17 protein-coding genes, 1 tRNA gene and 1 pseudogene are annotated in these 24,585 nt (G+C 69.7%); 9 read left to right on the top strand and 10 right to left on the bottom strand.

Annotated features, from left to right (window positions below; all coding sequences use genetic code 11):
- Nucleotides 1-77: 77 nt before the first annotated feature.
- Both ACZ5VD_RS14830 and ACZ5VD_RS14835 read right to left on the bottom strand, forming a co-directional pair.
- Nucleotides 78-748, bottom strand: a pseudogene (locus tag ACZ5VD_RS14830) (nucleotidyl transferase AbiEii/AbiGii toxin family protein).
- A complete protein-coding gene (locus tag ACZ5VD_RS14835) occupies nucleotides 745-1,092 on the bottom strand; it encodes a transcriptional regulator (protein WP_468553505.1) in 348 nt (115 codons plus the stop codon). The pseudogene ACZ5VD_RS14830 and the gene ACZ5VD_RS14835 overlap by 4 nt, the downstream one beginning before the upstream one ends.
- 304 nt (nucleotides 1,093-1,396) lie before the next feature.
- On the opposite strand from ACZ5VD_RS14835, the gene ACZ5VD_RS14840 reads away from it, so the two are divergent.
- Nucleotides 1,397-3,763, top strand: a complete 2,367-nt coding sequence (locus ACZ5VD_RS14840) for an N-6 DNA methylase (protein WP_468682406.1) — start codon at nucleotides 1,397-1,399, stop codon at nucleotides 3,761-3,763.
- An 891-nt stretch (nucleotides 3,764-4,654) separates the two neighbouring features.
- Here ACZ5VD_RS14840 and secD read toward each other — a convergent pair.
- The 3 genes from secD to ACZ5VD_RS14855 form a co-directional block, all read right to left on the bottom strand.
- Nucleotides 4,655-6,997: a protein translocase subunit SecD gene (gene secD, locus ACZ5VD_RS14845; protein ID WP_468682407.1), complete on the bottom strand. Its 2,343-nt coding sequence runs from the start codon at nucleotides 6,995-6,997 to the stop codon at nucleotides 4,655-4,657.
- A 62-nt stretch (nucleotides 6,998-7,059) separates the two neighbouring features.
- The gene (locus ACZ5VD_RS14850) at nucleotides 7,060-7,464 is read right to left on the bottom strand and encodes a hypothetical protein (RefSeq protein WP_468682408.1); all 405 of its coding nucleotides are present in this window, start codon (nucleotides 7,462-7,464) and stop codon (nucleotides 7,060-7,062) included.
- Between the two features lie 424 nt (nucleotides 7,465-7,888).
- Nucleotides 7,889-7,962, bottom strand: a tRNA-Gly gene (locus tag ACZ5VD_RS14855).
- A gap of 521 nt (nucleotides 7,963-8,483) precedes the next feature.
- On the opposite strand from ACZ5VD_RS14855, the gene dcd reads away from it, so the two are divergent.
- The 3 genes from dcd (at nucleotide 8,484) to ACZ5VD_RS14870 (ending at nucleotide 10,433) form a co-directional block, all read left to right on the top strand.
- Entirely contained in the window at nucleotides 8,484-9,059 is a 576-nt protein-coding gene (dcd, locus tag ACZ5VD_RS14860) for a dCTP deaminase (protein WP_468553529.1), read from the top strand.
- Nucleotides 9,056-9,565 carry a phosphoribosyltransferase gene (locus ACZ5VD_RS14865; protein WP_468553530.1) on the top strand — a complete coding sequence of 170 codons (510 nt, stop codon included), beginning with the start codon at nucleotides 9,056-9,058 and terminating at the stop codon, nucleotides 9,563-9,565. Before dcd ends, ACZ5VD_RS14865 begins: the two co-directional genes overlap by 4 nt.
- 82 nt (nucleotides 9,566-9,647) lie before the next feature.
- On the top strand, nucleotides 9,648-10,433 hold the full coding sequence (locus ACZ5VD_RS14870) for a calcium-binding protein (protein WP_468553531.1): 786 nt from the start codon (nucleotides 9,648-9,650) through the stop codon (nucleotides 10,431-10,433).
- A gap of 104 nt (nucleotides 10,434-10,537) precedes the next feature.
- Here ACZ5VD_RS14870 and ACZ5VD_RS14875 read toward each other — a convergent pair whose 3' ends face one another.
- From ACZ5VD_RS14875 to ACZ5VD_RS14890, 4 genes are all read right to left on the bottom strand, one after another.
- Nucleotides 10,538-11,563 carry a Yip1 family protein gene (locus ACZ5VD_RS14875; protein WP_468553532.1) on the bottom strand — a complete coding sequence of 342 codons (1,026 nt, stop codon included), beginning with the start codon at nucleotides 11,561-11,563 and terminating at the stop codon, nucleotides 10,538-10,540.
- A gap of 59 nt (nucleotides 11,564-11,622) precedes the next feature.
- On the bottom strand, nucleotides 11,623-13,050 hold the full coding sequence (locus tag ACZ5VD_RS14880; protein ID WP_468682409.1) for an FG-GAP-like repeat-containing protein: 1,428 nt from the start codon (nucleotides 13,048-13,050) through the stop codon (nucleotides 11,623-11,625).
- Nucleotides 13,047-14,480 carry an FG-GAP-like repeat-containing protein gene (locus ACZ5VD_RS14885; protein ID WP_468553534.1) on the bottom strand — a complete coding sequence of 478 codons (1,434 nt, stop codon included), beginning with the start codon at nucleotides 14,478-14,480 and terminating at the stop codon, nucleotides 13,047-13,049. Before ACZ5VD_RS14885 ends, ACZ5VD_RS14880 begins: the two co-directional genes overlap by 4 nt.
- Before the next feature lie 373 nt (nucleotides 14,481-14,853).
- Nucleotides 14,854-17,145: a (Fe-S)-binding protein gene (locus tag ACZ5VD_RS14890; protein ID WP_468682410.1), complete on the bottom strand. Its 2,292-nt coding sequence runs from the start codon at nucleotides 17,143-17,145 to the stop codon at nucleotides 14,854-14,856.
- A 276-nt stretch (nucleotides 17,146-17,421) separates the two neighbouring features.
- Here ACZ5VD_RS14890 and ACZ5VD_RS14895 point away from each other — a divergent pair, with 276 nt between their 5' ends.
- The 5 genes from ACZ5VD_RS14895 (at nucleotide 17,422) to ACZ5VD_RS14915 (ending at nucleotide 22,753) form a co-directional block, all read left to right on the top strand.
- The gene (locus ACZ5VD_RS14895) at nucleotides 17,422-18,462 is read left to right on the top strand and encodes an MraY family glycosyltransferase (protein ID WP_468682411.1); all 1,041 of its coding nucleotides are present in this window, start codon (nucleotides 17,422-17,424) and stop codon (nucleotides 18,460-18,462) included.
- A gap of 96 nt (nucleotides 18,463-18,558) precedes the next feature.
- Nucleotides 18,559-20,403, top strand: a complete 1,845-nt coding sequence (dnaK, locus tag ACZ5VD_RS14900; RefSeq protein ID WP_468682412.1) for a molecular chaperone DnaK — start codon at nucleotides 18,559-18,561, stop codon at nucleotides 20,401-20,403.
- Nucleotides 20,400-21,062, top strand: coding sequence for a nucleotide exchange factor GrpE (gene grpE / locus ACZ5VD_RS14905; RefSeq protein WP_468682413.1), 663 nt, complete (start codon nucleotides 20,400-20,402; stop codon nucleotides 21,060-21,062). The genes dnaK and grpE overlap by 4 nt, the downstream gene beginning before the upstream one ends.
- A gap of 33 nt (nucleotides 21,063-21,095) precedes the next feature.
- Nucleotides 21,096-22,295, top strand: coding sequence for a molecular chaperone DnaJ (dnaJ, locus tag ACZ5VD_RS14910; protein ID WP_468553539.1), 1,200 nt, complete (start codon nucleotides 21,096-21,098; stop codon nucleotides 22,293-22,295).
- Between the two features lie 5 nt (nucleotides 22,296-22,300).
- Nucleotides 22,301-22,753 carry a heat shock protein transcriptional repressor HspR gene (locus tag ACZ5VD_RS14915; protein ID WP_468553540.1) on the top strand — a complete coding sequence of 151 codons (453 nt, stop codon included), beginning with the start codon at nucleotides 22,301-22,303 and terminating at the stop codon, nucleotides 22,751-22,753.
- Nucleotides 22,754-22,827: 74 nt separating this feature from the next.
- On the opposite strand, the gene ACZ5VD_RS14920 is transcribed toward ACZ5VD_RS14915, so the two are convergent.
- Entirely contained in the window at nucleotides 22,828-24,483 is a 1,656-nt protein-coding gene (locus tag ACZ5VD_RS14920) for a fibronectin type III domain-containing protein (protein WP_468682414.1), read from the bottom strand.
- Nucleotides 24,484-24,585 lie beyond the last annotated feature (102 nt).

Genomic DNA, 24,585 nt, shown 5'->3' on the forward strand with positions numbered 1-24,585 from the left:
CATCGCCGGGGTGCGACCGGGCCGTGAGCAGCCGACGACGAAGCGCGTCCTCATCGCCGGCGGCGCCTTTGCGGTCTTCAGTCTTCGTGCGGAGGCTCCAGCTCCTGGATGCGTTCACCGATATCGTCGGCCCAGGATTGTGCCCACCGACGCAGCTCGGTGATCGCTGGCTCGGCGAGCCCGTAGGCGGCAAATTCCGTGTCGTCGATCCAGTCGGCCCCGACCAACCGTGCCTGAAGCTCGCAGAGGTCGAAGGAGTCGCGGGCGTGGCGCCGTCCGAGCTCTTCCAACTCGATGTGGCTCCAGCGGTCGGCCGCGGCCTGTACGTCGACCAGATCTCTGGCCAGTCCGCGGTCGGCCAGCGCGCGAACCTTGGTGCCGACGACATCTTCGAGGGACAGCACCAGCCCGTGCTCGGTGTGCACAGGGGGCCGCCAAAGTGTCTCTTTGAGGACGTCGACCTCGCACTCCTCACGGCTGACGGGATCGGTGACGATGAGCCGCGCCGACAGCGGATCCGTCTCCAGAGCTCTCACGCGCCATCCACGCTCTTCCAGGCCGGTGCGTACGGCAGTGGCGATATCCTCCATGCGCTCCGGGTTCTCGGTGGCGACATCGAGATCCTGACTGAGCCGGTTCACCAACCCATGTGCTTGGACGGCATAGCCGCCGTCAGCGCCAGAGGGTAGACGCCACCCACGTCGAGGACATCCGCAAGCAGACGACGGTGCAGATCCGTGAGGTTCACGCAACGGCCTGGGCTTCGTGAGCCAGCTCGTCGAAGGAGCTCTCCCACACCTCCCGGACATCACGGCTGACCAGTGTGCGCAGTGTGGGCCATAGGCTGACAAGGAGGTCGCGATTGAGGAACCGGACCAGATCGTCCTGCAGTCCCTCGGCCAGAACGATCCGGTAGTAGCTCATCCGCAGCCGCGGCTGATCGAGATCGAACGTGGTCAGCCCCGACCATGCCAGATGCAGCGGCAAGGTCACTGTGCCGTGCTGAGGGCCGACGAGCTCGGAGAGCGCGGCAGGCGCACGCCGAGCGAACTTGGCACGGCGAAGATCAGAGAGACCGGGCTGTGTTGCCATACGTCGATTATCCAGGAAGAGCCTGCGATGGGGCTCCTTGATCCGCAGACGGGCGCATACCCTTCTCAGGTACCCCGTTAACAAGAAATGTTCTCCACCTCCTGGTAACTGGGTAACCAAAGAGAGTGGCGGTAGGGAAAAACTGCTGCTCAACGCTTCGGTGGTCCCTGAAAATCCGAAGCGCGGCCCGTAAACCCAGCCTGCCCGTCTCTGTGCGCACCGCCGGTGCGCTGATTGACGCTCCCGCTGTCACCTCTCTACCGTTCCCTCATCGAGAGCAACCAGGACGGTGTACGGGGGTTTCATGGACGGTACGGGTCTCAGCGACGATCGCCTGCTGTCGAGGGCCGAACTCGCGGAGCTGGCCGGGGTGATGCGGCCGGCGGTCACCAACTGGCAACGTCGGTACGAGGATTATCCGGAGCCGGTCAGGACGGGAGAAACGGAACTATTCAGTCTACGGGCTGTCCTCCGCTGGCTCGATTCCCGTCAGATCCCGTCACGTGCGCGTGCGTCCGACGAACCGACCGGGTTCACCTATGCCGACCGTATGCGGCGGAACCTCGTCGCGTCGGACGACGCCCGCCAGGGAGCCGCCGCGCCGAGTGGTGAGGCAGCAGGCAGCGGTCCGTTGAGCGGCGAAGAAGAGCGCGCGCGGCAACTTGCGCAACTGCTGGGACCGATGGCAGACGCTGTGCGCGGTGGCGCATCGATGACGGACTACCTTGCCTTGCTCCTCTCCCTGGTCTTTCTTCAGGTGAGCGGAAGCCCGCGCTCGGTATCGCTCCCGCGTATGGTGCGGTCCCGATCCAGGGCTGCCACGGCGGCGTTGTTGCACGAGATCGGGGAGGCAGCCGACGAGGCACTTCGCCTGCGCGGTGTGCCGCCGGGCATGCGGACGGCCATCGTCAGGCTGGAACCTCGGGAGTACGGCGATGTCGTCGAGGTGATCCGCCTGACCGACGGCTTGGGGATCGACGAGTTCCGACAACTGGTGGATCAATTCGGCTCCCGAGCCGCGCTTCCCAGCGGAGAGTTCTTCACCCCACGTGCCGTGGTGCGGCTGATGCGGGACGCCGCGATAGGGGACGGGGACTCCGCGCGACGCGTCTACGATCCGTATGCGCGCGCAGGCGAGATGCTTGACGGAGTCGCTGAACGCTTCGGTGGTGTCGTGCCTTTGACTCTGCGGGGTGAGAGCCCGCAGCGCGGCACACTTCGGCTCGCCGGAATGAACCTTGCGCTGCACGGTATCCCGGTCGAACTGGAGGCCGGCACCGCGGCCCCATGGAACGAACGTGCCTGGCCGAAGGGTCACCGGGCCGACCTCATTCTGACCAATCCGCCTTTCAACGCTCACGGGGCCGTGCCGAAGCCGCGTGAGGGCATCGACTGGCCGTACGGACCGCCTCCCCCCGGTAGTCCTGCCTTCGCCTGGCTCCAGCACGTCCTGGTGTCACTCAAGGACGAGGGCCGTGCAGGTGTGGTGATGCCGGTCAGCGCGGGCACCTCCACAGACCTCCGGGAGCGGGAGATCCGGAGCAGGCTGGTGGAGGATGGCGCCGTCGACTGCATCGTCGCGTTGCCGCCTCAGCTCTTTTCCGGGGCGCAGGTGTCCGTCTGCTTGTGGTTCTTGCGGAGTTCCGCGGCGGTGCGCGAGGAGATCCTGTTCGTGGACGCCCGGGACCTGGGTGACAAGGCGACTCGCGGGCCCCGAGTCCTCTCCGACGAACACGTCGGAGCTGTCGCGAAAACCGTTCAGGCATGGCGACGAGGGACCGGCTTCCGCCTCGGTCGGCAGAGCGCGGGCCATCTTGCGGTCGCTGCTCCGCTGGAGGCGGTGCGGGCTGCCGGTTACTCGCTCAGTCCCGCCGACTATGCGGACAGATGGATGTCCACGGCGTCACCGGCTGATGCGGCTACCGAGGCAGCCGCCACGGAGCGGGTGCTCGCCGCGGCGAGGCGTCGAACGAAAGCCGTGGACGGTGCGGCCGATGCGCTCTCGTACGGCCCCTTGCCGTCAGCCACCGTGCTCTCGTACGACGGGCTACCACATGACTGGCGTCGGGTTCCGCTGGGAGAACTGGTCGACATCATGGCTGGTCCGTCCTACACACGTCTGCCGGCCGAGGTTCGCTCCGCAGCAGGCGATCTCCGTGTCGTGATGCCCAAGCACCTGCGTGAGGGTCGTATCGACGATCGTGACATGGAGAAAGTAGGCGTGGATGTCGCCCGCGCACTGGCAAGGTTCCGTCTCAGCCCCGGAGACATCCTGTGCGTGCGTTCCGGTGCCCAGATGCCCCCTGCCTTGGTCGAGAAGGCGCAGGACGGCTGGCTGTTCAGCACCAACCTGCTGCGACTGCGTGCCCTGGAGACGGCCGGGGAGCCACTTGTCCTCCCTGGCTACCTGCTCGCCTACTTGTCTCTGCCGGAGACAGCGCACTGGCTCAAGGAGTACGCCCGCGGCACCGCCGTTCCTTCCCTCAGCACCGCCACGCTGGCACTTCTGCCCGTACCGCTGCCGCCACTTGCCCACCAGCGGCGCATCAGTGCCGCGCTGGATGCCTTGGACGCGCAGATCACCGCGCACCGCGAACTCATCCAGGCCGCGACTCACCACCGCAGCACACTCGCCGCGCATCTGCTGACCGGCGTCCTGGTCCCCGAATGACGCCCTCCTCTCCTTGCAGTCCGTCCGTGAAGGAAGACTTCTGTGAATGCTCCGCCGTCCGAGCCACGATCCGGAACGAGGTACCTGTGGCTACTCGTGGCAGCGCTGTTCTCCCTCGTGGTGGCTCTTGTCGCCGGGATCCTGAAGACCAGTACCGGAGCCGCATTCGCTGAGGCAGTCCTTTACGGCGGCACTGCTTTTGCCACGTCGATGGGCCTCTGCGTGCTTGTCCTGTCTGTAGCCGGCCACCTCTGAACGAGCTGAGATGCCTTTCGGAACATCCCACTGCGGGGCTCCTGACCTGGGTATATGCAGCCGGGCGTCGTGCCCGGAGGTGCAGGATCGCACTGTGGTCGACTGTGGTCGACTGTGGTTGACCGGTCTTACGGGCACGCTATGGGCACGCCGTCGAAAGCCGCGCGGCCGGGCCTCGGCACGGAGCGATTCATGCCGGGCCCGTCCCGTTCGGAGGTCGGCGTCTGCCGCGGCGTTGCGGACATACATGTCCTGTCGAGGCAGGGAGGCTGAGGTGCTGCCACCGCTCGCGGCAGGCGACCTCGTGCCCCCGGAGCGGCGCCGGGGATGCGACGGGCTACGCGGCCTGCGCGCAGCCGGTCCCCGAGGAGTCTGCCGGCACCCTGGTGGGCGAGGAAAACGCCCACCACCGTGCCGGCCCTCCGTTCTCCGTCCTCCGTTCTTCATCCAGGCGACCCCCTCCGGCTGATCAGCCTCCGGAAACAGTCGCCGAGCCACCTGTAGGAAACGTGGGTCTGTCGCCATGGACGGGGGGTACGGGCGTCGAACGAGGAGCACGCCGCACGTCGCACAGCCGAACAGGGGGATGCGCCCGGCTGTCCGCGTCTTCCCCACGAGCCTCCGCGCCGCGCCCCCTCACACCACAGCGCCTGAATCCCGTGCCCGCCCGCCTCGCTCCAGCGGACCGCGTGCCCCGCTGTTCTCGCTGCGCCTGGGGCGCACCGGCGGCGCCGGGTGGCTGCCCTCAAGCTGCACGGCGATCGGCACGGCGGTGAACACCGTCGACGCCATACCGATCACCACGCCGGCGATCAGCGCCACGGAGAAGTCCGCGAGCGAGTCACCGCCGAGGACGGCCAGGGCTGCCAGGATGAACAGCGCGCCCATGCCGGTGTTCACCGTGCGCGGCAGCGTCTGGATGACGGCCTTGTTCGCGGTGGTTTCCAGGTCCGCCGCCGGATCGCGGCGGCGCGCCTCGCGCACCCGGTCGAAGACGACGACGGTGTCGTTGACGGAGTACCCGATGACCGTGAGCAGGGCCGCCAGGAAGACGCTGTCGACGGGCTTGCCGAGCCAGGCGAACAGGCCCACCACAAGCAGCACGTCATGCACCATGGCCGACACCGCCGCGGCGGCGAACGTCCACCGGAACCGCACGCTGAGGTAGATCAGCTGGGTCGCGACGGCGATGCCGAGCGCGATGAGCGCGTGCCGGCGCAGCTCGTCGCCGAGGCTCGGGCCGATCAGCTCGTCCCGCTCGACGGTGACCTCGCCGCCGTCCTTCGCCAGCGCCGTTCTGATCGTGTGCTGCTGGTCGTTGCTCAGCTCACCGGTGCGTACCGAGATGCCCCCGTCCCCCGACTCCTGCACCACCGCGCGCGGGAACCCGGCGTCCGCGACCGCCGTACGTGCCGCGTCCACGTCCACGGGCCTGCTGGTGCTGTACTCCACCAGGCGCCCGCCGGTGAACTCCACCCCGAACTCCAGGCCGCGCAGGCCGATTCCGGCGACGGCACCCACGATCAGCAGCGCGCTGACGCCGAGCCAGCGGCGCCGACGGTGCACCAGGCGGGGATTGCGGCGCGCGAGCCAGGCACGCACCCGACCGGTGGAGGTGATCCCGGTCAGGCCGGGCCGGCCCCGCACGAAGCGGCGCCGGATCGCGAAATCGGCGAGGACCCGGGTGATCACCAGGGCCGAGATCATCGAGACGAGGACACCGATGGAGAGCGTGACGCCGAAGCCCTTGACGGGTCCGGTGGCGAAGAAGAAGAGCAGCCCGGCCGCGAGCAGTGTGGTCACGTTCGAGTCGACGACCGCGCTCCATGCCTTGCTGAAGCCGATGCTCAGCGGCTTGTCCAGGCGCGCCGAGGCCGACTTCAGGGCGCGGGCTCCCAGATACTCCTCGCGGGCACGCTCGAAGACCAGCACGTTCGCGTCCACCGCCATGCCGATCGCCAGGACGAAACCGGCGAGCCCGGGCAGGGTCAGGGTCGCGCCCAGAGCGACCAGTACGGCGTAGGAGATCAGCCCGTACAGCGCGAGCGCGAGGGTGGCCAGCGCGCCGAGGAGCCGGTAGACGACGATGATGAACAGCCCCGTCAGCGCGAGCCCGATGATCGCGGCCTGGGCGCTGGCGGTGATGGCGTCGGCCCCGAGCGTGGGGCCGACGGTGCGCTGCTCCACGACCTCCACGGGCACCGGCAGCGCACCGCCCTTGACGAGCGCGGCCAGATCGCGGGCCTCTTCCCGGTCGAAGCCGCCGGTGATCTGCGTGGAGCCGCCGGAGATGCCGACCTGGCACGCCACATCCGCGTTGACGCCGGGCGCCGAGAGGACCTTGCCGTCCAGGACGATGGCGACGCGCCGCTCGGGGGCGCCCTGCGGGGCACAGGCCGCCGCCCCGGTGACCCGCGCCCAGTCCTTGCCCGCCTGCCCGCGGAAGGCGAGGTTGACCGTCCAGCCCGACCCCGTCTGCTGGTCGAGCACCGCCTCGGCGTCCTTGACGCCCTCGCCGGTGAGAGCGGTGGGCCCGAGCTTGAGGAACGCCCCCTTCTGGTCGGGGTCGGCCAGGGTGCGCGAGCCGTCCTTGGCCGGCTTCCCCTTGCTTTCGTCCTGCTTGTCCGTCGCGCCCTGCACCGGGTGGACGGTCAACTGCGCGGTGCGGCCGATGACTTCGGCGGCCTCACGCGGATCCTGTACGCCGGGAAGCTCGACGAAGATCCGCTGCTGTCCGGACCGGTACAGGCTCGGCTCGGACATCCCGAGCGCGTCGACCCGCTGGCGGAGCACCTCCAGGGCCCGCTGGGTCGATTCGGCATTGGCCTTGACCAGGGGTGAGTCCTTGGTCTCCAGGACGATCTGGGTGCCGCCGCGCAGGTCGAGGCCGAGGCGGGCGGACTGGGTGAGAGCGAAGAAGAGCGAGGCGGCGATCACACCTAGGGCGACGATCGCCCGCCACATGGGCGCGCGAGACATGAGTTCTCCACGATGGGCAGGCAGACGGAGTCGACGTCTGCCCCGGGCGCGGAGGCGAACGGTCAGGCGTCGATACGGACTTCGGTGCTCCATCGGGACGGCGGGCCGCGCGGACGATACGCGTGGGCACCCCGGCTCGCCCCTGCGGCCGGGGCCACCACGGCCACGCCGGGGCCGCCGACAGCACGGTGCGGGGCAGTGTCCCCGGCGCCAGGTCCCAGGAAGGGGTGGAACGGGTACGGCACGGCGTCGGCGTGGCCGAGCACGGAGTGCGCCACGGTGACGGGTCGCTGCGCGTCGGCGGTCGCGGACGCCTGCGCGATCGCCGCCGCGGCCGTGCCCGTCGAGGACGGACGGAACGCCGGCATCGAATGGGCCGACACCGGCAGAAGGAAGGCCAGGACCGCGAGCAGCGCGGAGAGCACGACGGCGGCCGGGCGCGTCGGGTGTGCGCGGTGCTGCTGCACGCCTCTTGCCCCCCCCGGTCAAGTCGTCGTACGGAACAAGCAGTTGAGCACTGTGAGCCGACGGCTCGGCTCCTCCGGCCGTCAGTGACACGAACGCCGTAGGGCGTCCGGAGGTTCCCGACTCACCGCAGGGACGTTGCTGCCGACGGGATGCGTATCGAGCCATTGCTCCCGGGACGGGTCCCGCGCGGGAAGGTCCTCCGCGACCGCCGCGCTGATCTATCCGCACTCCGACGAGAACGGCAGGACGAGGTCTTGGCAGGCTGTGACGACTTGGTGCACACCGAGCATGCGAAGCGCCGCAGGAACGACCGCGCACCACGACGAGGAGGCTCCCGAGAGCCAATGGTGTGGTTGTGGTGCGCACCTGGCCCACCGGTCTGGGCAACAAAGAACCCCCGGGTCTCTGACCTGGGGGTTCGCATGGAGCGGGTGACGAGAATCGAACTCGCACTCTCAGCTTGGGAAGCTGATGTTCTACCACTAAACTACACCCGCGAGACGCGCCGGTCGGGACCGGTGTCGGAACGCGTGGTCACTTTACCTCATGTCGGGTCCCCGGTGCTGAAGCCGTGGGGCCCGTCGTTTTCGGGGGGTGTGACGCGGCTGCGGAGGGCCGGAGTTGGGGCGTACGGTGGAGAGGTGGGAGAGGGGCCGGGTGGGTCGGAGTGCCGCCTGGAGGGTCGTCTCTTTGATCCCGTAATGTGGCTTTTCGTCGGGCGGGCAGCAGCTCGACGCGCCTCTTGGGGAAGGGACTCTGGGACTTGATGGACCACACCGTCGTCCGTTGTGCCGATGGGCACGTGTTCAGTACCGCTTCGTTCCCGATGCAGCAGGCCGAGCGACTCGGTCCCGGACGACTCGTCCGGTGTCCGCGGTGTGCCCGGCTTCGCAGCGTGGTGCCGGTACACGTGGCCTTGGAGAAGCAGCAGCGGTAGTCAGGAACCGTACGCGGGCAGTGCGGGCGCGCGTGGTCGGCCGATGGTGGTCGGCCCGCGCGTCTTGCGTATCCTCGGGGCGTGCTTCTCTCAGACAAGGACATTCGGGCCGAGATCGACGCCGGGCGCGTGCGGATCGATCCCTACGACGAATCCATGGTGCAACCGTCCAGCGTGGACGTACGGCTCGATCGGTATTTCCGGGTGTTCGAGAACCACCGGTACCCCCACATCGATCCCTCCGTCGAGCAGGCGGATCTGACGCGACTCGTGGAGCCGGAGGGGGACGAGCCGTTCATCCTCCACCCCGGGGAGTTCGTCCTCGCCTCGACCTACGAGGTCATCACGTTGCCCGACGATCTCGCCTCGCGGCTTGAGGGGAAGAGTTCCCTCGGCCGGCTCGGGCTCGTCACGCACTCCACCGCCGGGTTCATCGACCCGGGCTTCTCCGGGCACGTGACCCTGGAGCTGTCCAACCTCGCCACCCTCCCGATCAAGCTCTGGCCCGGCATGAAGATCGGCCAGCTGTGCCTGTTCCAGCTCAGCTCCTCCGCCGAGTTCCCCTACGGGAGCGAGCGGTACGGGTCCCGCTACCAGGGACAGCGCGGGCCGACCGCCTCCCGGTCCTTCCTCAACTTCCACCGGACCCAGGTATGAGCGACATTCGGGAGAACCTCACCTACGAGGTGTTCGGCACGGCCGTGCGGGAGCTCGCGCAGGCCGTCGTCGACGACGGGTACGAGCCCGACATCGTGCTCAGCATCGCCCGCGGGGGTGTGTTCGTCGCCGGCGGGCTCGCCTACGCCCTCGACTGCAAGAACATCCACCTCGTGAACGTGGAGTTCTACACGGGTGTCGGAACCACCCTCGACATGCCCGTCATGCTCGCGCCCGTCCCCAACGCCATCGACTTCTCCTCCAAGAAGATCCTCATCACCGACGACGTCGCCGACACCGGCAAGACGCTCAAGCTGGTGCGCGACTTCTGCGTCGACACCGTCGCCGAGGTGCGCAGCGCCGTCATCTACGAGAAGTCGCAGTCGCTGGTGAAGTGCGAGTACGTGTGGAAGCGGACCGACGACTGGATCAACTTCCCGTGGAGTGTGCTGCCGCCGGTACACAGGTCGGGGGAAGCGGCCAAGGCGAACAGGGAAGCTCTCTGAGCTGAAACAACTGCGTGGTGAAGCGTTGGCCAACGCCGTACGCTCCCCCTGATCGATCGAACACTTCGTGGGGGGACGTTTCATGCGCACAACTGCGCGCCTTGGCCTGCTCGGCACCAGCATCGCGCTGGTGGCCACCGCCGTCGGCGCCACCACCGCCCAGGCGGTCGACGGCGGTTCGGGGGACATCACGATCGACAAGGTCGTCGTCAACGGCGGCAAGCCGGTCGTGGTCGGTACCACCAACGTGGTGTCCGCCAAGGTCTCCGTGACCGCGTCGGACGATTCGGGCATCGCCGAGACCACGTACATCAGCGGCGACGGTCCGACGCCCAACTACGCGCAGATCTGGTACGACGACGGCGACATCACGTGCGTCGAGGTGAGCGCGACCACGTCGACCTGCTCGGGCACGCTGACGTTCGACCCGCAGGCGTCGACCGGCTTCGTCAACAACAGCGCGGCGGCCACCTGGGGCCTCGCCACGCTGGTCTCCGCCAACGACCTCGACTACATCCACCGGGACGCGGCCACCACGTTCAAGGTGCAGCGTGCCTCGAAGCTGACGGTCGACGCCGCGCCGGAGCCGGTGGTGAAGGGCAAGACCATCACGGTCACCGGCAAGCTCTCCCGGGCCAACTGGGAGACCAACAAGTACGCCGGGTACGCGACCCAGCCGGTGAAGCTGCAGTTCCGTAAGAAGGGCAGCAGCACCTACACCACGGTGAAGACGATCAAGTCGAGCTCGACGGGCGGCCTCAAGACGACCGTCAAGGCCTCCACCGACGGCTACTTCCGCTACAGCTTCGCGGGCACGGCGACGACCCCGGCGGTCAGCGCGGCCGGCGACTTCGTCGACGTCCGATAGCCGACCGACTCCGACAGGCGGGGACAGGGAAAGAGGGGCTCCCGGCGTGTGTGCCGGGAGCCCCTCTTCGTATGCGTACTGGCGGACCATGCCGCCGGGAACGGCTAGAACGTGCCCAGCTTCACGATCGACAGCAGGGCGATCAGCTGGATCGCGGACGCGCCGAGGGCCTTCGGCCAGGGCAGGTCGTGGGAGCGGTTGACCATGAGGGTCAGCAGGGCGCCCGCCGCGATCCAGGTGGCCCAGCCGAGGAGCTGGACGAAGGAGGCGTCGCCGCCGAAGAACATGGCGACGATGAGGCGGGGCGCGTCCGTGAGGGACATGATCAGCATGGAGAGGCCGACCGTGGGCTGCCAGGCGCCGTCGCCGCCGAGCTGGCGGGCCAGGGTGTGGGTGACCACGCCCAGGACGAAGGAGGCCAGCACCATCGCCACCGCGGTGATCAGCACGATCGGGACCGCGTTCGACAGGGTGGCGTTTATCGCGTCCTCGCGGGCGCCGTCGAAGCCGAACACCGCGAGCAGGCCGTAGATGAAGGACACGATGAGGGCGGGGCCCCACATGGTGTAGTCCCGCATCTGGAGGAAGGTCTGCTTGGGGGCGAGGACGATGCCTCTCAGGAGTTCCTTCCAGGGCAGGCGGGGGCCGACCGGGGCCGCGGGGGCCGAGCCGGCGCGGTAGGTGCCGCCCTGGTGGTAGGGGTCCTCGTTCACCGAGAACGCCTGGGTGTGCCCCGGGTTGTTGGCGGCGTACGGGTCCGGGCCGCCCTGCGGCGCGTAGCCGCCCTGGCCGCCGTCGCCGAAGTACTCCGGCTCGTCGTAGCCACCGCCGGCGTGGGTGCCGCCCCCGTACTGCTGCTGCCCCGGGTGGGGCGGCGCAGCGGGGTAGCCGTACGACGGCCCTGGGGGAGTGCCGTACGACGGGCCGCCCTGAGGCGGCGTGCCGTACGACTGTCCCTGGGGCGCCTGCTGCTGCCCGTACGGAGGTTGTTGCGGTCGCGTGTGAGGAGCGCCGTTGTCCCGGCCGCGTCCGATCCTGAATCCAGCCACGTCTTCGAACGTACCTGGTCCCGGAGAGTGAGGTGGCGGGCCCGGCGTTCCGGGCCCGCCTTTGCGGCCGAGCTGTGACATCCCCTAAGGGCCGCCTAAGGGCTCTCTAGGGGCTTCCCCGGGGTTCCCCCGGCAGGGGGTCAGCCGCCGAGGACCGATCCGTATCCGGGGCTGCCCGCCGTCGCGACGCCCGTGGCCGCGGGGCCGAAGCTCTTCGCCCCGGTGGTCGTGGGGCCGGTCGCCGACCTGCGCAGGAACCAGATCCCGCCGTCGCCGGCGTTCTCGCCCGGCGCCGAGACGGTGAGGCCCGCGCCCTTGAGACGAGTGCCCCCGGTGAACAGGACCCGGCCGCCGAAGTGGTCGTTCTTCTCGGCCGCGCCGGGCACGCCCGAGGTGTCCTGGGTGAAGCTCTTGGCGCCGGTGGCCTTCAGGCCGGAGGCCGAGCCGTACAGGACGGTGACCGTGCCGGTGGCCGTCGCGCTGCCCGCCGTCTCGTGCGAGGCGCCGACCGCGAGGTCGGCGTAGCCGTCGCCGTTGACGTCGCCCAGCGAGACGGAGGCGCCGAAGCGGTCGCCGGTCTCGGCCGCGCCGGGGACACCGGCCGTGTCCTGGGTGACGACCAGCGGGGCGCGGCCGCGGTCGACGCCGTCGAAGCCGCCGTAGACGACCGTGACCTTGCCGCCCTTCGCGCCCGACGGGTCGGCGGACGTCTCGCGGTGGTTGCCGACCGCGATGTCGTCGTGGCCGTCCCCGTCGATGTCGCCGATGGCGGACGCGTAGCCGGCGGGCAGGTCCTGCAGCCAGTCGGTGAGGTTGCCGATGCTGCCGTCCGCGAGGGCGGTCACCGCGTCGTCGGTGCCCTCGGCCCGGCCCTGGACCACGAGGCGGTCCCAGCCGTCGCCGGTGACGTCTCCGGAGGAGAGGCTCTCGATGCCGTACGAGTCGGCCCAGTCGAAGCCCGTGCCCGAACCGCCGTTGTGGCCACTGGACCTGGCGATCGGCCCGGAGACGAAGGAGAGGTTGGTCGGGCCGGTGGAGCCGACCGCGACGTCGAGGTCGCCGTCGCGGTCGAAGTCGCCCGCGGTCAGGGCCTGGCCGTAGCGGTCGTAGTCGCTGCTGAAGAAGTCGGGCAGTGAACGGGCCGCGGACAGGCCGGACTTGGAGCCCCAGACGACGGTCACGTCACCGTCGTTGGTGTCGCTGTCGTCCTCGCCGGGGGTACCGATCAGGAGGTCCGCGTACCCGTCCTTGTCGAGGTCCGCGGAGGCGAGGGCCGTGCCGAAGGCGTCACCGGCCGCCGCGGTGCCGGGGATGTTCGCCGTGTTCTGGGTGATCAGCTTGTACGTCGAGGTCTTCGGGCCGCTCGCGCTGCCGTACACCACGGACACCGCGCCGGCCTTCGCCTTGCCGGCGACCGTGGCGGCCGGGGCGCCGATCGCGAGGTCCGCGTAGCCGTCGCCGTTGAAGTCGTACGGGGCGGCTGCGCCGGCCGCGTGGGCCGCCGGTGCCGCGAGGGTGAGCGGGGTGAGGGAGGCCGCGAGCAGGACGGCCAGTCGGCGGTACGTCACTGGGAGATCACCCATCCGAAGTCGGCGTTGCCCTTGAGGGCGACGTCACGGGCCGAGAAGAACTTCGCGCCCGAGGCGGTGAGGCCGGAGGCGCTGCCGCGCAGGACGGTGACCGCGCCGTAGCCGTTCTCGTAGCCGGCGCCGACGACCAGGTCGGCCTTGCCGTTCTTGTCGAGGTCGACCAGGCGGACCGAGTGGCCGAACGCGTCGTCCTTCTCGTTGCTGCCGGGGACCCCGGCGGTGTTCTGCGTGTACGACTTGGCGCCCGAGCCCTTCAGCCCGGTGGCCGAGCCGAACAGGATCGTCACGGAACCCGAGTCCCTGGCCGTGCCGTTGTCCTCGTAGGGGGCGCCGACCGCGACGTCGGCGTACTTGTCGCCGTTGACGTCGCCGACGCTCACCGCCGCGCCGAACAGGTCGGATGCCTCGCCCGCGCCGGGCACACCCGCCGTGTCCTGGTGGATGACGGTCGGCTTCTGCGCCGGGTCGGGGCCGGTCGCGCTGCCGTACCAGACGGCGATCTGGCCGCCCTTGTGGCCGCCCGGCTTGCCGCTGCGCGGGTCCTCGTAGTCGCCGAGGACGAGGTCGCCGTAGCCGTCACCGTTGATGTCGCCGGTCGCGCCCAGGGCGCCGTCGGCCTTCGGCAGCTCGGTTTCGAGGTAGTCCGACTCGGGGTGGTCCGCGTTCCCGGGGTCGTGGCGGAGGTAGCTGATGTGACCGCCCTGGTCGCCGTCGGTGGCGTACGGGTACAGGCGCTCGGTGGCCTTGTCGCCGTTCAGGTTGCCCGCGATCACCTCGTACGCCGAGCCCAGTTCGTAGACCGCGTTCCAGCTCGCGGGGGCGCCGGTGCGGGCGAAGGGGCCCTTGTAGAGCAGGGTGTTGCTCTGGCCGGTGACGGTCACGTCCGTCTTGCCGTCGCCGTCGAAGTCGCCGGTCGCGACACCGGCGGAGAAACCGCCCCACTCGGTGAGGTACGACGGCTGCGGCAGCGCCGAGCCGCCGGACAGGCCGGACTTGGAGCCCCAGACGACGGTGGCGGTGCCGACGCCGTCGCGGTCGCCGATGCTCTCGTACCGGGAGCCGACGATCAGGTCGGCGTAGCCGTCGGCGTTCAGGTCGCCGGCGGCGAGGCTGCTGCCGAAGCGGTCGCCCTCCTCGGCGGTGCCCGGGACACCGGTGGAGTTCTGGGTGATGACGGCCTTCCTGGCGGTCGAGACGCCGGAGGACGAGCCGTACATGACGACCACGGCACCGGCGTTCGGCACCGAGCCGACGTCGGCGCTGAACGCGCCGATCGCGAGGTCCCGGTAGCCGTCGCCGTTGAAGTCCCCGGCCAGACCGGAGGGCGCGGCGTCGGCCGCGGTGACGGGCAGGGCGGTGAGCAGGCCGGTGGTGAGGGTGGTGGCCAGCAGGAGGATGCGCTTGCGCAAGGCGGGACTCCAGAAGGGATGCCGGGCCCGCGCGGCGGGCCCGGCAGCAGAAGGGATACGGCTCAGTCGGCGAAGGTGAGCAGGCCGCCCGTCAGCGCGGCGTCGCCGGCCGTCGCGAGAGCGGGCCTGAGGTGCTGGTGCACGCGGGTTCTCCTGCTGCATGCGGGGGATGCCTGGCGGACATCCGCAGTCGATGGGGTGCCGACCCCTGCGCGCGCCGCGCGGAGGGGTTCGGCCAACAGGAGACCTGGGACGGGGCGTAAGGGTTGTACGTGAATTCGGTAAAACATTCGACGGCCGGGGTACGACGACGCCCCCGGGCCCTTGAGGGACCCGGGGGCGTCGAACAGCCGTGACGCGACGGCCGTGACGGCTACTTCACCGGCTGCGGCTCCGACTCGCTCTCCGCGTCGGTCTCGCCGGCCGGGGGCTCGTCGTCCACCGGCGTCCGGACGGACTCCAGGAGGAGCTGGGCGACGTCGACGACCTGGACGGACTCCTTGGCCTTGCCGTCGTTCTTCTTGCCGTTGACCGAGTCGGTCAGCATGACGAGGCAGAACGGGCAGGCGGTGGAGATGATGTCCGGGTTGAGGCTCAGCGCCTCGTCGACACGCTCGTTGTTGACGCGCTTGCCGATCCGCTCCTCCATCCACATCCGCGCACCACCGGCGCCGCAGCAGAAGCCGCGCTCCTTGTGGCGGTGCATCTCCTCGTTCCGCAGGCCCGGGACGTTCGCGATGATCTCGCGCGGCGGGGTGTAGATCTTGTTGTGGCGGCCCAGGTAGCAGGGGTCGTGGTAGGTGATGAGGCCCTCGACCGGTGTGACCGGGACCAGCTTGCCCTCGTCCACCAGGTGCTGGAGCAGCTGGGTGTGGTGGATGACCTCGTAGTCGCCGCCGAGCTGCGGGTACTCGTTGCCGAGGGTGTTGAGGCAGTGCGGGCAGGTCGCGACGATCTTCTTCGCGGACCTGGGCTTCTTCGACTCCTCGGTGACGTTGCCCTCGTCGTCCATCTCCTCGCCGAACGCCATGTTCAGCGCGGAGACGTTCTCCATGCCGAGCTCCTGGAAGAGGGGCTCGTTGCCGAGGCGGCGGGCGGAGTCACCGGTGCACTTCTCGTCGCCGCCCATGATCGCGAACTTGACGCCCGCCATGTGGAGGAGTTCCGCGAAGGCCTTGGTGGTCTTCTTGGCGCGGTCCTCCAGGGCGCCGGCGCAGCCGACCCAGTACAGGTACTCGACCTCGGACAGGTCCTCGATGTCCTTGCCGACGACCGGCACCTCGAAGTCGACTTCCTTGAGCCACTCCAGGCGCTGCTTCTTGGCGAGCCCCCAGGGGTTGCCCTTCTTCTCCAGGTTCTTGAGCATGGTGCCCGCCTCGGACGGGAACGCGCTCTCGATCATCACCTGGTAGCGGCGCATGTCGACGATGTGGTCGACGTGCTCGATGTCGACCGGGCACTGCTCGACGCAGGCGCCGCAGGTGGTGCAGGACCACAGGACGTCCGGGTCGATGACACCGCCCTCTTCGAACGTGCCGATCAGCGGGCGTTCGGCCTCCGCCAGAGCGGCGGCGGGGACGTCCTTCAACTGCTCCTCGGACGCCTTCTCGTTGCCCTCGGCGTCCTTGCCGCCGCCCGCGAGCAGATAGGGCGCCTTGGCGTGGGCGTGGTCCCGCAGCGACATGATCAGCAGCTTGGGGGAGAGCGGCTTGCCGGTGTTCCAGGCGGGGCACTGGGACTGGCAACGCCCGCACTCGGTGCAGGTGGAGAAGTCCAGGAGGCCCTTCCAGGAGAACTGCTCGACCTGGGAGACGCCGAAGACGTCGTCGTCGCCCGGGTCGGTGAAGTCGATCGGCTTGCCGCCCGACGTCATCGGCTGGAGGCCGCCCAGGGCCGTCCCGCCGGTCGCCTCGCGCTTGAACCAGATGTTGGGGAAGGCGAGGAAGCGGTGCCAGGCGACACCCATGTTGGTGTTCAGCGAGACCGTGATCATCCAGATGAACGAGACGCTGATCTTGATCATCGCGGTGAAGTAGACGAGGTTCTGCAGTGTGCCGACCGACAGTCCCTTGAAGGCCAGGACCAGCGGGTACGAGGCGAAGTATCCGGCCTCGTAGTGCTCCACGTGGTGGATCGCGCCCTCCAGGCCGCGCAGCACGTAGATGGCGAGACCGATGGTGAGGATGACGTACTCGACGAAGTACGCCTGTCCGGACTTGGAGCCCGCGAAGCGGGACTTGCGGCCGGCCCGCGAGGGCAGGCTCAGCAGCCGGATCACCATGAGCACGGCGATGCCCAGGATCGTCATCACGCCGATGAACTCGATGTAGAGCTCGAACGGCAGGAACTCACCGATGTACGGCAGCACCCAGTCGGCCTGGAAGAGCTGGCCGAAGGCCTGGGCGAGGGTCGGCGGCAGCGTCAGGAAGCCGACGGCCACGAACCAGTGGGCGACGCCCACGATGCCCCACCGGTTCATCCGGGTGTGGCCGAGGAACTCCTTCGCGAGCGTCACACTGCGCGCGTAGGGGTTGTCGGTCCGGCTGCCGGCGGGCACGGGCTGGCCGAGTTTGAAGTACCGGACGAACTGGCCGATGGCGCGTGCGAGCAGCGCGACGCCGACCACGGTCAGGACCAGCGACACGATGATCGCGGCGAGTTGCATTTCGGGGCTCCTCGGGCCTGCGAGGGGGGGTTGGTCGAGGCGGTCCGCGAAGGGCGTCCTCGTGATGACCAAGCCTATTACTAAGCGGTAACTTATGCGATTCTCTGAGAGTACCCGCAATTCTGTGCCGCACTGTAGTCAGCCGTGCGGTGATCTGTGCTACTGAGGCTGACCTCAGTAACCGGTCGGTAATCGGCCCGCGACCGACGTCACGCGGCGCGCCGGTCCGGTCCCGCCATTCGTACCAAATCATGACATTCGGCTTAGCTTGGACCCGTGCTCTACGGGATCGCCGCCGCCACCATCGCCCTGCTCCTCGCCGCCGTCCTCACCGCCCTGCTCCGGGTCCCCGCCCTGCGTCTCGGCGTCCTCGACCGACGCCGACAGCGTCCGCTGCCGCTGCTCGGCGGCCTGGCCGTCGTGCTCGTCACCTGCCTGGTCGCCGTGGCCGGGGAGTGGACCGGGGTCGCGCCGCTCGGCGACGACGTCCGGGCCCTCCTCGTCGCCGGGGCCGCCGTCGCCGCCCTCGGGCTCGTCGCCGACGTGCGCCGCGTCAAGGCGCGGTTCCTGGTGGGCGGTACGGCCGTCGCCGCCCTCTGTGTGGTGCCGTACGCGCAGACCGGGGTGCCGGGCGGCCTGCTGGCGGCCTGTTGGATCGTCTTCGTCGCCGTCGGTTTCCGGGCGCTCGACCATGCGGACGCGCTGGCGGGCACCGTCGGGGTGCTCACCGCCTTCGGGGTGGGGGCGCTGGCGGCGGCCGAGGTGATGGACGGGCTGGCCGCGCTGCTGAGCGTGCTGGCCGCCGCGCTCACCGGGTTCCTGATGCACAACTGGCATCCCGCGCGCGTGGGGCTCGGCGCGTGCGGCTCGCTGTTCACCGGGTTCGTGCTCGCGGCGGCGGCCGTGGTCACCCGGACCGGGCACGAGCCGGTGGCCGACGCGGGGGTGCTGTTCGCGCTGACCGCCCTCACGGGGGTGGACGTCGTCCTCGTGCTGCTCTCCCGGCGGCTGGCCGGAAGGCCCCTGTTGCGCGGCGGCCCCGACCATCTCGCGCACCGGCTGCGACGGCTCGGGCTGACCCCTCGGGGGGCGACGGTACTGCTCGGTGCGGTCACCTTCGGCGGGGTACTCGTCGCGGTGCTCGCGCATCTGGGATGGGTCGCGGAGTCCGGGGTGTTCTGGGTGGCGACGGGCGCCCTGATCTTCGTCCTGGCCCTGCTGAGGGTCCGGGTGTACGCCCCGAGGCGGCCCGTCGGGCAGCCTGGAGGTCTGGGATCTCCGCAGGTCAGAGGAGGGTTGCGTGTAAGGAACGGATAAGAGTTGAGCCCCTGCGACTCACCTCTGTTGCATGAGTCGCGGACGTCGTGCACACTTGAGTCCGTTCCACTCAAGTCATTGCTGGAGGAATCAACCATGGCACGTGCGGTCGGCATCGACCTGGGCACGACTAACTCCGTCGTCAGCGTTCTTGAAGGCGGCGAGCCCACCGTCATCACCAACGCAGAGGGCGCCAGGACCACGCCGTCCGTCGTCGCCTTCGCCAAGAACGGCGAGGTGCTCGTCGGCGAGGTGGCCAAGCGCCAGGCGGTCACGAACGTGGACCGGACCATCCGGTCCGTGAAGCGTCACATGGGCACCGACTGGAAGATCGAGCTGGACGGCAAGCCGTTCAACCCGCAGCAGATGTCGGCGTTCATCCTGCAGAAGCTGAAGCGCGACGCCGAGGCCTACCTGGGCGAGAAGGTGACCGACGCGGTCATCACCGTCCCGGCGTACTTCAACGACTCCGAGCGTCAGGCGACGAAGGAGGCCGGCGAGATCGCGGGCCTGAACGTCCTGCGGATCGTCAACGAGCCGACCGCCGCCGCCCTGGCGTACGGCCTCGACAAGGACGACCAGACGATCCTCGTCTTCGACCTCGGTGGCGGCACCTTCGACGTGTCCCTCCTGGAGATCGGCGACGGCGTCGTCGAGGTGAAGGCCACCAACGGCGACAACCACCTCGGTGGTGACGACTGGGACCAGCGCGTCGTCGACTACCTGGTCAAGCAGTTCTCGGCCGGCCACGGCGTGGACCTCGGCAAGGACAAGATGGCCCTCCAGCGCCTCCGCGAGGCCGCCGAGAAGGCCAAGATCGAGCTGTCCTCGTCCACCGAGACCTCGATCAACCTGCCCTACATCACGGCGTCCGCCGAGGGCCCGCTGCACCTGGACGAGAAGCTCACCCGAGCTCAGTTCCAGCAGCTGACGGCCGACCTGCTGGAGCGCTGCAAGACGCCGTTCCACAACGTCATCAAGGACGCCGGCATCAACCTCTCCGAGATCGACCACGTCGTTCTCGTCGGTGGTTCCACCCGGATGCCCGCCGTCGCCGAGCTCGTCAAGGAGCTCACCGGCGGCCAGGACGCCAACAAGGGCGTGAACCCGGACGAGGTCGTCGCCATCGGCGCCGCGCTCCAGGCCGGTGTCCTCAAGGGCGAGGTCAAGGACGTCCTGCTGCTCGACGTCACCCCGCTGTCCCTCGGTATCGAGACCAAGGGAGGGATCATGACGAAGCTCATCGAGCGCAACACCACGATCCCGACCAAGCGGTCCGAGATCTTCACGACGGCCGAGGACAACCAGCCCTCCGTGCAGATCCAGGTCTACCAGGGCGAGCGCGAGATCGCGGCGTACAACAAGAAGCTCGGGATGTTCGAGCTGACCGGTCTGCCGCCGGCCCCGCGCGGTGTCCCGCAGATCGAGGTCGCCTTCGACATCGACGCCAACGGCATCATGCACGTGACCGCGAGGGACCTCGGCACGGGCAAGGAGCAGAAGATGACCGTCACCGGCGGCTCCTCGCTGCCGAAGGACGAGGTCGACCGGATGCGCCAGGAGGCCGAGAAGTACGCGGAGGAGGACCACACCCGCCGCGAGGCCGCCGAGACCCGCAACCAGGGCGAGCAGCTCGTCTACCAGACGGAGAAGTTCCTCAAGGACAACGAGGACAAGGTCCCCGGCGAGATCAAGACCGAGGTCGAGGCCGCGGTCGAGGAGCTGAAGGCCGCGCTCAAGGGCGAGGACACCACCGAGATCCGTACCTCCACGGAGAAGGTCGCGGCCGTCTCGCAGAAGCTCGGCCAGGCCATGTACGCCGACGCCCAGGCGGGCCAGGCGTCCGCCGGTGCCGGTGAGGGCGCGTCCGAGGCGAAGGCCGACGACGACGTCGTGGACGCCGAGATCGTCGACGACGAGCGCAAGGACGGTGCCGCGTGACGGAGGAGACCCCGGGCTTCGACGAGAAGCCCGACGTCCCTTCCGGCGCCACCCCCGACGACGCCGAGCCGCAGGCCGCCTCCCCCTCCGGGGAGGGGGCGGCCCCGGCCGGGGACGCATCAGCACAGTTGGCCGGCCTGACGGCCCAGCTGGACCAGGTACGCACCGCGCTCGGTGAGCGCACCGCGGACCTCCAGCGGCTCCAGGCCGAGTACCAGAACTACCGCCGCCGGGTCGAGCGGGACCGGGTCACGGTCAAGGAGATCGCCATCGCGAGCCTCCTCACCGAACTCCTGCCCGTCCTCGACGACATCGGCCGCGCCCGGGACCACGGCGAACTCCTCGGCGGATTCAAGTCCGTCGCGGAGTCGCTGGAGACCGTCGCGGCGAAGATGGGCCTCCAGCAGTTCGGCAAGGAGGGCGAGCCCTTCGACCCGACGATCCACGAGGCCCTGATGCACTCGTACGCGCCGGACGTCACCGAGACGACGTGCGTGGCGATTCTGCAGCCCGGGTATCGCTTCGGCGAGCGCACCATCCGCCCCGCGCGGGTGGCCGTCGCCGAGCCGCAGCCGGGTGCGACGGCGGGCAAGGCCGAGGGTGCCGATGAGGACCCGGCGGCCGGCGAGGACAAGGACAGTGGCCCTGAGGAGGGCTGACGTCACCACTGAGCGGAAGGAGGGACGTCGAGGATGAGCACCAAGGACTTCATCGAGAAGGACTTCTACAAGGTCCTCGGCGTCCCCAAGGACGCCACCGAGGCCGAGATCAAGAAGGCGTACCGCAAGCTCGCCCGCGAGTTCCACCCGGACGCCAACAAGGGCAATGCCAAGGCCGAGGAACGCTTCAAGGAGATCTCCGAGGCGAACGACATCCTCGGTGACCCCAAGAAGCGCAAGGAGTACGACGAGGCCCGCGCGCTCTTCGGCAACGGCGGCTATCGCCCGGGGCCGGGCGCGGGCGGCGGCTCCTTCAACTTCGACCTGGGCGACCTCTTCGGAGGCGGCCCCCAGGGCGGCGGCTCAGGAGGAGGCGCCGGCGGGGCCGGCGGCTTCGGCGGCGGACTCGGTGACGTCTTCGGGGGCCTGTTCAACCGCGGCGGCGCGGGCACCGGCACCCGGACCCAGCCCCGGCGCGGCCAGGACATCGAGTCCGAGGTCACCCTCAGCTTCACCGAGGCGATCGAGGGCGCGACGGTCCCGCTCAGGATGTCGAGCCAGTCGCCGTGCAAGGCCTGTTCGGGCACCGGCGACAAGAACGGCACACCGCGCGTGTGCCCGACCTGTGTCGGCACCGGGCAGGTCGCCCGGGGCAGCGGCGGGGGCTTCTCCCTCACCGACCCCTGCCCCGACTGCAAGGGCCGCGGCCTCATCGCCGAGCACCCCTGCCTCGACTGCAAGGGCAGCGGCCGGGCCAAGTCGTCCCGCACCATGCAGGTCCGCATCCCGGCCGGCGTCACCGACGGCCAGCGGATCCGGCTGCGCGGCAAGGGGGCGCCGGGCGAGCGCGGCGGCCCGGGCGGCGATCTGTACGTCACCGTGCATGTCGACGTCCACCCGGTCTTCGGCCGCAAGGACGACAACCTCACGGTGACCGTCCCGGTCACCTTCGCGGAGGCGGCGCTCGGCGGCGAGGTCAGGGTCCCCACCCTGGGCGGTCCGCCGGTCACGCTCAAGCTGCCCGAGGGCACGCCCAACGGCCGCACCATGCGGGCCCGCGGCAAGGGCGCGGTCCGTAAGGACGGCACCCGCGGCGACCTGCTGGTCACCGTGGAGGTGAGTGTTCCGAAGGATCTGACGGGGAATGCTCGTGAAGCGCTGGAGGCGTATCGCGAGGCAACCGCGGGTGAAGACCCGCGGGCGGAGCTGTTCCAGGCCGCGAAGGGAGCATGAGTGGGATGGACGGTCGTCGACGCAACCCGTATGAGCTGACCGAGGAGACCCCGGTCTACGTCATCTCGGTGGCGGCCCAACTCTCCGGTCTGCACCCGCAGACTCTGCGCCAGTACGACCGTCTCGGCCTGGTCTCCCCGGACCGCACCGCCGGCCGGGGCCGCCGCTACTCGGCCCGTGACATCGAACTGCTGCGCACCGTCCAGCAGTTGTCTCAGGACGAGGGCATCAACCTGGCCGGCATCAAGCGGATCATCGAGCTGGAGAACCAGGTCGCCGCCCTGCAGTCCCGGATGGCGGAGATGCAGGCCGCGCTGGACGGCGCGGCGGCCACGATGCAGCAGCGCGAGGCGGCGGTACACGCGTCGTACCGCCGCGACCTGGTCCCGTACCAGGAGGTCCACCAGACCAGCGCGCTGGTGGTGTGGCGCCCGAAGGGCCGCCAGACGTCGGACTGACCCGCGCGGCGAGTCGTAGGTGAAGGGGCCCGGAGGTGCGAACCTCCGGGCCCCTTCGTCGTCGGCTCCGCGGATCAGCGTCCGACGAAGAACTCCAGCGTGGCGCTCTGTTCGCCCTGCCGCCCGTAGGCGTCCACGGCGTACACGGTGGTCGTGCAGGGGCCGTTGTACGGCGGAGTCCAGCTGATGGAGCCCGTCGTCGACAGCTGGGTGCCGCTGTCGCCGCAGGCGCCGCTGATCTCCCACGAGTAGCCCCGCAGGACCCGCTCCTCGTCACCCGCGCCGGGCGCTGCCGTGACCTTGATGGCGGACCGCGCGGGAACGCCGGTCGAGACCAGCGTCAGCAGCGGTGCGGCCGGACCGGTGGCGGTGGCCGCGGTGGTCCGCTCGACGACGAGCTGCGCCGAGGGCGCCGACTCGGCGCCGCGGCCGTCCACGGCGGCGACGTAGTAGTACGCCTTGCGGCGCGGGGCCGTGGTGTCCGCGTACGTCGCCGTGGTGGTGCTGCCGAGAAGCGTCCAGCCGCCTTCGTGCCACGTACGCCGGTAGACGTGGTAGCCCGTCGCGTTGTCCGCCGCGGTCCAGGCGAGGTCCGTGGAGGCGTCGGCGGGCGTGCCCGTCAGCCCCGTCGGGGCGGCCACCGCGGAGACCGCCGGACGCGTGGCCACCGCCGCCGCCGAGGCGGAGGAGCGGTTCCCGGCGGCGTCCAGGGCGACGATGACGTAGGAGTAGGGCGCGCCGACCTCGGCGTAGGCGTCCGTGTAGTCCGTGGCGACGTCCAGGTACTCGCCGGTCAGGGGTTCCCCGTTGCGCGTGGGCTCCAACAGGTACTGGACGACGTCCTTCGACGAAGAGGCCTTCCAGGTCAGGACGTTGCCCGCGGTGCTGCCCCGCACCGTCAGCCCGGTGACCGCCTGCGGCGCCGTCCGGTCGGCGGTGGTGACCGGCTTGTCGGCGGTGCCCGTCGACTCGTTGCCGGCCTTGTCGTGGGCGCGGACCTCGTAGTAGTACGTGTCGCCGGTGGCCGGGACGGTGGTGTCGGTGTACGACGCCGAGGTGGTCGTCGCGAGCGGCTTGGCGGGGAACGAGGCACCCTTCAGCCGCCGGTAGACGCGGTAACCGGCGAGGTCCATCTCCTTGTTCTTCGCCCAGGTGACCTTCGCCTTGCCGGTGGCCTCGTCGTACGACACCGAAGTGCCCGTCGGGGTCAGGGGCTTGACCTTGTCGACGGTGGCGGAGGTGCGGGGTGTGTAGCCGAACTCGACCTTGGCGGACCCGGTCCAGTTGACGTAGTCGACGCGCAGGGTGTGCTTGCCGGAGGGGACGGTGACGTTGACGGTCTTCTTCACCGTCGACGACACGTTCTTCCAGATGTCGACCTTGCGGGTGCCGTCGAGGTAGACGCGGATGCCGTCCTGCGCTGCGACCGGCAGCGCGAACGGCCCGCCGGAGCCGAAGTCGCGTGTCACGGTCCAGCGGACGCCGAAGTTGTCGGCGGGGAGACCGGAAGCCGGGGCCTTGGAGCCCCAGTTCTGGTCGATCGCGCTGTCGCAGTCGGTCTTCTTCGGCGTACCGGAGAACGTCGTGTTCGCGAAGAACTGCCGCTTGTAGACCGGCGAGGCGCAGGTCGTGGCGGCGGACGCGGGCGCGGTGGCGGTGAGCAGGCCGCCCGCGGTGGCGAGCACGACGGCGGCCGAGGCCACCGTGGTCGTGCGTCTGGCTGGGTTCATTCGGTCCTCTGGTTCGGGATCGGAGCGGCAGAGGCAGCCGCCGTGATCACGACTCACGAGGAGGGGAGTTGGTTGTACGGCCCTTCGTCCTCCCCTGGCTTC

The sequence above is a fragment of the Streptomyces sp. NPDC032822 genome, assembly GCF_055578825.1.